The sequence below is a fragment of the Georgenia sp. 311 genome (assembly GCF_006151955.1).
Classification (GTDB): Bacteria; Actinomycetota; Actinomycetes; order Actinomycetales; family Actinomycetaceae; genus Oceanitalea; species Oceanitalea wutianyii.
On record NZ_VDFS01000035.1, the window covers coordinates 1 to 9,324 of the forward strand.

The 9,324-nt window shown below is 72.2% G+C and carries 6 protein-coding genes; all 6 read left to right on the forward strand.

Going from position 1 to position 9,324, the window contains the following annotated elements:
- The first annotated feature begins 1,036 nt into the window (after positions 1-1,036).
- The 6 genes from FHE66_RS05820 to FHE66_RS05845 all read left to right on the forward strand — a co-directional run bounded on the left by FHE66_RS05820 (position 1,037) and on the right by FHE66_RS05845 (position 9,231).
- Positions 1,037-1,855, forward strand: coding sequence for an ABC transporter substrate-binding protein (locus tag FHE66_RS05820; protein WP_139072034.1), 819 nt, complete (start codon positions 1,037-1,039; stop codon positions 1,853-1,855).
- A 4-nt stretch (positions 1,856-1,859) separates the two neighbouring features.
- Positions 1,860-2,645, forward strand: coding sequence for an amino acid ABC transporter permease (locus tag FHE66_RS05825; protein ID WP_139072035.1), 786 nt, complete (start codon positions 1,860-1,862; stop codon positions 2,643-2,645).
- Positions 2,642-3,388, forward strand: coding sequence for an amino acid ABC transporter ATP-binding protein (locus tag FHE66_RS05830; RefSeq protein ID WP_139072036.1), 747 nt, complete (start codon positions 2,642-2,644; stop codon positions 3,386-3,388). The genes FHE66_RS05825 and FHE66_RS05830 overlap by 4 nt, the downstream gene beginning before the upstream one ends.
- A 126-nt stretch (positions 3,389-3,514) precedes the next feature.
- Positions 3,515-6,298, forward strand: coding sequence for a M14 family zinc carboxypeptidase (locus tag FHE66_RS05835; RefSeq protein ID WP_176554669.1), 2,784 nt, complete (start codon positions 3,515-3,517; stop codon positions 6,296-6,298).
- 116 nt (positions 6,299-6,414) lie between these two features.
- Positions 6,415-8,115: a dihydroxy-acid dehydratase gene (gene ilvD / locus FHE66_RS05840; protein ID WP_139072038.1), complete on the forward strand. Its 1,701-nt coding sequence runs from the start codon at positions 6,415-6,417 to the stop codon at positions 8,113-8,115.
- Between the two features lie 135 nt (positions 8,116-8,250).
- Positions 8,251-9,231 carry a quinone oxidoreductase gene (locus FHE66_RS05845; RefSeq protein WP_139072039.1) on the forward strand — a complete coding sequence of 327 codons (981 nt, stop codon included), beginning with the start codon at positions 8,251-8,253 and terminating at the stop codon, positions 9,229-9,231.
- The last annotated feature ends 93 nt before the right edge of the window (positions 9,232-9,324 follow it).

Consider the following 9,324-nt stretch of genomic DNA (forward strand, 5'->3'; position numbering starts at 1 on the left):
CCGCAACCCTTGGGTTGCGGCCCACACGTGTTTCTGGACCCAAGTGCCGGCTCTCAGCCGGCGACGGCTGCCGCGTCCATGTGCAGGAGCATGACGCGAGGTCTTTTCCTCGTCCGTCGTCGCCGGCGGTCGGATGCTGCTCGTCGCATGGCGAGTGCCTTCTCGAGCGCGCCGTCAGCCGGCGCCCCACACCCGTTCACCGGGTGGCCCGGGCCTCCCCGCAGGTGCCGTAGCTCGTACTTCACGACCCTTGCGTCCGTGAGCCTGGTGACGTCTGACTCGAGCGCGGGGGAGAACGCGTCACCGGCGTCCCGGCGCGTCCGCTGCTGGCCTGGGCAGCCACCGTGCTGACCGGCATACCCGAGCGGGTCCTCGTCGGGCTTCCACCCGTGCTCGCCGGCCGCGCGGTCAGCGGGCGGTGGGACGACGACCTCGGGCTCGTCCAGGACCATGTCGATGGGGGACCGCTACTGTCCCACCATCGCCCACACGACCGGCGTGCCGACGGGAGTGGGACCCACGGTGGCGGCCGCGCGTGCCGAGCCCGCCGTGGGTCGCGGAACCCGTCGTGGGCTTGGCGATCGTCGTCGTGTGGTCGTGGGGCGTTGCCGTCGGGTCGGATGGTCCCCGAGACGCCCTCCGGGGCGCCGCGGCGGGTGTCGGTCGCGTGCGTGCCTCCTCGATCGCAGCCTCAGCCGCGTGGTCGGCGCTCGAGGGCAGGGCGGGACATCCCCCCGTGTGCGGGCGTCGAGGCACTCCCGGGCCTCGGCCTCCGCTCCCCGCGATCCGCGCCGGAGCACCGCCGGCAGCAGGTCGTCGGGCCGGGGCCACGGGAGCGTGCTCTGTGGTGATGGTCTCGGCCGCGTGCCCGGGTGAACGCCTCCGCGACGGCGGTACCCCGCGTCCGCCGCGGGGTTCCGCCCCGTCGGGCGGTCCCGGTCGCGGCGAGCATCACTTGTCGTCGTTACCCGCCGGCAGCGTGTCACCGCGTAATATTTGCCCAGGCCGTATCACCCACCAGAAGGATCAACGGACGATGAACTTCCAGCCACGCACCCGCCGGGGCCTCCTGGCAGCGACCGCCTCGGCCGCGCTCCTGCTCGTCACGGCGTGCGGTGGCGACGGTGGGGAGGACAGCGGCAGCGGCGACGGCCTCGGTCTGGTGAGCGACGGGACCCTCACGGCGTGCTCGAACGTCCCGTTCCCGCCGTTCGAGGTCGAGGACCCTGACGCGCCGAGCGGCTACAGCGGCTTCGACATCGACCTCCTCCAGGCGATCGCCGACGAGATGGAGCTCGACCTCGAGGTCCTCAACGTGAGCTTCGAGGCCCTCCAGTCCGGCAGCACCTTCGCCGCCGGGCAGTGCGACATCGGCGCCTCCGCCATCACGATCACCCCGGAGCGCGAGGAGAACCTCACCTTCACCGCGCCCTACTACGACTCGCTGCAGTCCCTCCTCGTGGCCCCCGACTCCGGCATCGAGTCGATCGCGGACCTCGACGGCAAGAAGGTCGGCGTCCAGGCCGGCACCACGGGCCTGTCCTACGCCGAGGAGAACGCCACGGGCGCGACCGTCGTCGAGTACCCGGGCAACGCCGAGCTGTGGTCGGCCATCCAGGCGGGCCAGATCGACGCGATCCTCCAGGACCTGCCGGTGAACATCGAGAACGCCGCCGCGGACCCGGCCTACGTCATCGTCGAGGAGTACACGACGGACGAGCAGTACGGCTACGCCATGGCGAAGGACGCGTCCCCCGAGCTCGTCGAGGGGATCGACACCGCGCTCGAGAACCTCCGCGGGGACGGCACCTACCAGGAGATCTACGACTCCTACTTCGCCGTCGAGTCGCAGTAGTCCGATGCGGATCACCACACGCCGGCGGCTGACCAGGACAGCGCTCTACGTCCTGTTCTTCGCCGCGCTCGTGGCCGTCGCGCTGGCGGCGGACTGGGAGCGCATCGCCAACCAGTTCTTCCGGATCGACATCGCCCGGGAGCAGTTCCCCCAGATCATCACCATCGCGCTGAAGAACACGGTGCTGTTCACCCTGATCTCCTTCGCCGGGGGACTGGTGCTCGGGGTCGTGTTCGCGCTGATGAAGCTCTCGAGCGTGGGCCCCTACCGGTGGTTCGCGACGGCGTGGATCGAGCTGTTCCGCGGCATGCCGGCACTGCTCACGATCTTCGCGATGGTCTACGTCGTGCCGATCGCCTTCGGGTTCCGCATCCCCGGCGGGCAGGTCGGCGCCGGGCTCATCGGGCTCATCTTCGTCGCGTCCGCCTACATGGCCGAGGTCATCCGCTCGGGGATCCAGGCGGTCCCCAAGGGACAGAGCGAGGCGGCCCGCTCCCTGGGCATGTCGCCGGGCAAGACGATGGGCTGGATCGTCCTGCCGCAGGGCTTCCGGATCATCATCCCGCCGCTGACCAACGAGTTCGTGCTCCTGCTCAAGGACACCTCGCTGCTGTTCATCGCCGGTTCGACGGTGCTCACCAAGGAGCTGACGACCTACGCGCGTGACGGCCTGACGAGCACCGGCAACGGCACGACGCTGGTCATGGCCGCGATGCTCTACCTGCTGATCACGATCCCGCTCACGCGGCTCGTGGCGGTGCTCGAACGACGGATGGCGAGGGGACGATGACGACGGCCACCGACGTGCCGGCGATCGAGATCACGGGGCTGCGCAAGAGCTTCGGGGACCACGAGGTCCTCAAGGGGATCGACCTGTCCGTCCACCCGGGCGAGGTGGTCTGCGTCATCGGCCCCTCCGGCTCGGGCAAGTCCACGCTGCTGCGCACCGTCAACCGGCTCGAGGAGCCGACGAGCGGCTCACTGCGGATCGAGGGCGTCGACATCCTCGACCCGGACTGCGACATCGACGCGGTGCGCACCCGGATCGGGATGGTCTTCCAGCAGTTCAACCTCTTCCCGCACCTGGACGTCATGGGCAACCTCACCATCGCCCAGCGTCGGGTCCTCAAGCGGGGCAAGGCCGAGGCCGCGGAGACCGCCCGCGCGATGCTCGAGCGCGTCGGGCTCGGGGACCGCGGTGACGCCTTCCCCGGGCAGCTGTCCGGCGGCCAGCAGCAGCGCGTCGCGATCGCCCGCGCGCTGTCGATGAACCCCGACATGATGCTCTTCGACGAGCCCACGTCCGCGCTCGACCCCGAGCTGGTCGGCGAGGTGCTCGACGTCATGAAGCTCCTCGCCTCCGAAGGCATGACGATGATGGTCGTCACCCACGAGATGGGCTTCGCCCGCGAGGTCGGCGACCGGCTCGTCTTCATGGACGACGGCCTCATCGTCGAGGAGGGCATCCCCTCCGAGGTCCTCGCCTCGCCCCAGCACGCCCGCACCCAGGCGTTCCTGTCGAAGGTGCTCTAGCCGCCCCCACCCCCGCGGCCTGCCGCCTCCGTAACCCGCCGTGCCCGGTCGATCGAGAGGAACACGATGCAGGTTCGACGACGAGTCTGGGGTGGGGCGGCACTGAGCGCCGTCCTGCTGGGGGCGGTGACGGTACCCGCCTCGGGCACGGGACCCGCCACCGCCGCACTCACCACGCCCCTGGCGGTGAGCGCGGTCGCCGACGGCATGCCCTACCCGCGGCACGAGCCACTGTCGGAGCCGCCGGCCGACCCGGACGACCAGTCCTACTGGAGGGGCGCCATCCCCTTCCACGAGATCGCCCCGCTCCTCAACGACCTCGCCGAGGTCAGCGAGTACGTCTCGACCGAGGTCGTCGGCCAGTCCACCGAGGGGCGCGACCTCTACCTCGTGACGGTCACGGCCCCGGAGACGGCCGCCGAGAGCATCCAGCAGGACGAGTGGCGCGACCGGATCAAGCACGACGCCGCCGCCGCGCAGGAGGACGCCGCGCTCCTGGCCGGCTACAAGCCGCCGATCTGGTTCAACAGCAACATCCACGGCAACGAGTGGGACGGCACGGACGCCTCCCTGTCCTACCTCACCGAGCTCGTCGAGGCGCTCGAGTCCGGTGACGAGGCCGCCACCGCGCTCGCCGAGGGCTACCGGCTCTACTTCACCGTGAGCAACAACCCCGACGGGCGGGTCGCCGGCACCCGAGCCACCGCGCTCAACCTCGACGCCAACCGTGACTTCATCACGAACACGACGCCCGAGACCCGCGCGATCCGCGACCTCACCGGCGACCTGCAGCCGATCTTCTTCGTCGACCTGCACGGGTACACCGGCAGCCTCCAGGTCGAGCCCACGGGTCCGCCGCAGGGGGAGAACTACGAGCACGACCTCCTCATGCCCTACTCCTACGCCGCGGCGCTGCGCATCGAGCAGGACGTCGTCGCCGCCGCGATCGAGGGCAACCCGCTGACGGACGCCGGCGGCATCCTCATCCCCTACCGCGACATCCCGGACGGCTGGGACGGCTGGCCGCCGATCTTCACCCCGCAGTACGTCCAGTTCCAGGGCTCCATCGCCTACACCGTCGAGCTGGGCCCGGGCCGCAGCCGGTCGACCGACCCGGCGACGCAGCTCGAGGAGAACGCGCGCAACCTCGAGATCAACCGGCAGGTCGGCCACCAGGTCATCGAGTCGACGATCGCCTACGTCGCGGAGAACCGCGACGCGATCCTCGGCAACCAGATGGAGATCTTCCGCCGCGGTGACGCCGGTGAGCCGCTCCGCGAGATCCCGGCCGACCCCGACCCGGCGGACTACGCCGGGCCGGACGAGTGGGCCGCGGAGTGGGACGCGGCCGACGTCACCGGGACGGACTTCCCGCGCGCCTACGTCATCCCCGCGGGCTCCACCGACGCGGCGACGCTCGTCGACCACCTCCTCGCGCACGGCGTCGAGGTGGGCACCGCGGACTCCGCCTTCACGGCGGGCGGGCAGGACCACCCGGCCGGCACGTTCGTCGTCGACATGCACCAGCCGCTGCGCGGCCTGGCCAACGTCCTGCTCTCCGACGGCTCGGACATCTCCGACCGGGTGCCGAGCATGTACGACATCTCGGCGTGGAGCCTCGGACGCCTGTGGGGCGCCGAGGTCGACCGGGTGGGGGAGACCACCGACCCGGCACTCGCCGTCACGACGACGCCCGTCGTCGTCGCCCCGCCGACCGGTGAGTTCCCCACCGGCACCGACTACGTGAGCTTCCGGCTCGACGGCGTCGCCGCGGTCCAGGCGGTCAACCTCCTGCTCGCGGACGGCCACGCCGTCTCCGACGTCGGCGGCGGCACCCTCGTCGTCGGTCCGGACGGTCTCGCCCGGGCGGCCGAGCTCAGCGAGCTGCTCGGGGTGCCCTTCGCGGCGACCGACGGGAGCGAGCTCGCCGGGCAGGACGTGCGCGGCCTGTCCGCGCTGCGGGTGGGCTACACCTCCTCCTCCGCCTACGGCGGGGAGGACGAGCTCGCGCTCACCGGTCTCGGGTTCGTCGACCCGGCGCGGGTCACCGCGGCGGGCATCGCCGACGGCAGCGTCGACCTCTCCGAGATCGACGTCCTGTGGCTGGGCACCCAGCTCCAGCTCGAGCCCGTCGTCGAGGGCGAGCCGGCCGGGCCGGTGCGCCAGGCGCTCACCGACTACTTCGCCGCGGGCAAGGGCGTCGTCGCGTCCGCCCAGGCGGGCGTGTGGGCCGGCACCCAGTTCGGGCTCTTCGAGGCCGCGGTGGTCGACGGGCCGCGCAGCGCGAACGGCGTCGTCCTCGTCGAGACGTCCGGCGCCGCCGAGGTCACTCCGGCCGCCCAGGCGTCCGGGGTCATCGCCGCGCAGGCGGAGGAGGCGGCCTTCGTCTACGGGCCCGCCTACTTCACCGGCCTGGGGGAGAACGTCGCGGTCGAGCAGACCTTCGCGGCCGAGCCCCTGCTCAGCGGCCACTGGCTGCCGAACGGGGACGGGTCCGGTGGTCCGCAGCAGGCCGCGAGCCAGCCCTCGGTGATCTCCGCCGTCGCCGAGAGCGGTACGCGCGCGCTCGTCTTCGGGACCGACCCGCTGTTCCGCACCCACCCGCGCGGCATGTTCGACGACGTCGCCGCCGCGCTGCTGTGGGCCGGACCGGAGGGCGCGCTCGTCGAGGCCCCGGTGGAGGAGCCCGTCGAGGAGCCGACCGAGGACCCGACCACCCCGGCCCCGACCGATGTGGCGACCGAGGACGCGACGACGGTCGACCCGTCGCCCACCGCCGCGCCCGGCGGAGGGGCAGGCGGTGGCCGACTGCCGACCACCGGCGTCGAGGCGTGGCCGCTGGCCCTCGTCACGCTGCTGCTCGTCGGCACCGGCGGGGTGCTCGTCGCCCGCCGTCGCCTCACGGACTGACACCGGCACAGCCTCCTGCGGGGCGGTACTCCCAGCCCGGGGGTGCCGCCCCGTCGTCATGTCTTGACGCTCGAACGTCGGCCTGGGGCGTCGTCCGGGAGATCTACACTCGGGCCATGACGACCGAAGCCAGTGACATCAAGCCGCGCAGCCGCCAGGTGACCGACGGCATCGAGGCGACGGCGTCGCGGGGCATGCTCCGCGCCGTCGGCATGGGGGACGAGGACTTCGCGAAGCCGCAGATCGGCATCGCGAGCTCGTGGAACGAGATCACGCCCTGCAACCTCTCCCTCGACCGGCTGGCCCAGGGCGCCAAGGAAGGTGTCCACGCCGGCGGTGGCTACCCGCTGCAGTTCGGGACGATCTCCGTGTCCGACGGCATCTCGATGGGCCACGAGGGCATGCACTACTCCCTCGTCTCGCGCGACATCATCGCCGACTCCGTCGAGACCGTCATGCAGGCCGAGCGGCTCGACGGCTCGGTGCTCCTCGCCGGCTGCGACAAGTCCCTGCCCGGGATGCTCATGGCGGCCGCCCGCCTCGACCTCGCCGCCGTCTTCCTCTACGCCGGCTCGATCATGCCCGGCTGGGTCAAGCTCGAGGACGGCACGGAGAAGGAGGTCACCCTCATCGACGCCTTCGAGGCCGTCGGCGCCTGCTCCCGCGGGCTCATGAGCAAGGGCGACCTCGACCGCATCGAGCGCGCGATCTGCCCCGGCGAGGGCGCCTGCGGCGGCATGTACACCGCCAACACGATGGCCTCCGTGGCCGAGGCCATGGGCATGTCCCTGCCCGGCTCGGCCGCCCCGCCCTCCGCCGACCGGCGCCGCGACGTCTTCGCCCACCGCAGCGGCGAGGCCGTCGTCGAGCTGCTCCGGCAGGGCATCACGGCGCGCGACATCATCACGAAGAAGTCGCTGGAGAACGCGATCGCCGTCGTCATGGCGTTCGGCGGCTCGACCAACGCCGTCCTCCACCTCCTCGCGATCGCCAACGAGGCCGAGGTCGAGCTGTCGCTGGACGACTTCAGCCGCATCGCCGACCGCGTGCCCCACCTCGGTGACCTCAAGCCCTTCGGCCGCTACGTGATGAACGACGTCGACCGCATCGGCGGGGTGCCCGTCGTCATGAAGGCGCTGCTCGACGCCGACCTCATCCACGGCGACTGCCTCACCGTCACCGGCAGGACCGTCGCGGAGAACCTCGAGGGCATCAACCCGCCCGACCCGGACGGCAAGATCCTGCGCGCGCTGGACAACCCGATCCACAAGACCGGCGGCATCACCATCCTCGGCGGCTCGCTCGCCCCCGAGGGCGCCGTCGTGAAGTCCGCGGGCTTCGACAACGACGTCTTCGAGGGCACCGCCCGCGTCTTCGAGCGTGAGCGGGCCGCGATGGACGCGCTCGAGGACGGGACGATCCAGGCCGGCGACGTCGTCGTCATCCGCTACGAGGGCCCCAAGGGCGGCCCGGGCATGCGCGAGATGCTCGCCATCACCGGCGCGATCAAGGGCGCCGGGCTCGGCAAGGACGTCCTGCTCCTCACCGACGGCCGCTTCTCCGGCGGCACGACCGGCCTGTGCGTCGGGCACGTCGCGCCCGAGGCTGTCGACGCCGGCCCCATCGCCTTCGTCCGCGACGGCGACAAGATCCGGCTCGACGTCGCGAGCAAGACCCTCGACCTCCTCGTCGACGACGCCGAGCTCGCGGCCCGCCGCGAGGGCTGGGCGCCCATCGCCCCGCAGTTCACCAAGGGCGTGCTCGGCAAGTACACCAAGCTCGTCCAGTCGGCGAGCAAGGGCGCCATCCTCGCCTGACGCCCCCTTCCCGTCGAGAGCTGGATCCTGCGCGCAGGATCCAGCTCTCGCGCGTTTGAGCTCCCACCACCCCCCTCCCGCCGAGAGCTGGATCGTGCACGTGCGGGGCGTGGCACGCGGGGTATACATGGGCCCATGCGAGCCATCCACGCCACGCAGGCCGGGGGCCCGGAGGTCCTCACCGTCGTCGACCTCCCCGACGAGCCGCCCGGGCCGGGGCAGGTGCGGGTCGAGGTCGCGGCCGCCGGGGTCAACTTCATCGACACCTACCGGCGCAGCGGTGTCTACCCGATGGCCTTCCCGCACGTCGTCGGCGCCGAGGGAGCGGGCCGCGTCGTCGAGGTCGGTGAGGGCGTCACCGAGCTGCGCGTGGGAGACGGCGTGGCCTGGGCGTCGGTGCCCGGCAGCTACGCCGAGCGGGTGAACGTGCCCGTCGCGGACGCGATCCCCGTTCCCGCGGGCGTCGACCTGCGCACCGCGGCAGCCCTGCCGCTCCAGGGGCTGACCGCGCACTACCTCAGCTCCTCGACGTTCCCCGTCTCGCCCGGCGACGTCGCCCTCGTCCACGCGGGCGCGGGTGGCGTCGGCCTGCTGCTCACCCAGCTCGTCGTCCGCCGGGGCGGGCGAGTGATCTCCACCGTCTCGACGGCGGAGAAGGAGCGGCTCTCCCGCGAGGCCGGCGCCGAGCTCGTCGTCCGGTACACCGAGCTGGACGACCTCACCGCCGAGCTGCCCGAGATCCTCCGTGAGCACACCGGCGGGCGCGGGGTGGACGTGGTCTACGACGGCGTCGGCAAGGCGACCTTCGACGCCTCCCTCGCGAGCCTGCGCCCCCGGGGCATGCTCGTGCTCTTCGGCGGGTCGAGCGGGCAGGTGCCGCCCTTCGACCTCCAGCGCCTCAACAGCGGCGGCTCCCTCTTCGTGACCCGGCCGACGCTCGCGCACTACATCGCCGACCGTGCGGAGCTGCTGGGGCGGGCCGCGGACCTTTTCGCCGCGGTCGAGGAGGGACTGTCGGTCCGGGTGGGCCTCGAGCTCCCGCTCGAGGAGGCCGCCGAGGCGCACCGGGCGCTGGAGTCACGCCGCACGACCGGCAAGGTGCTCCTCGTCCCCTGACCCCGCCGGCCCAGGTCCCCGATCGCCCCCGTCCCCGTCCCCTCGCCGAGCGCTGGATCCTGCTCGTGCACGATCCAGCGCTCGGCGGAAGGG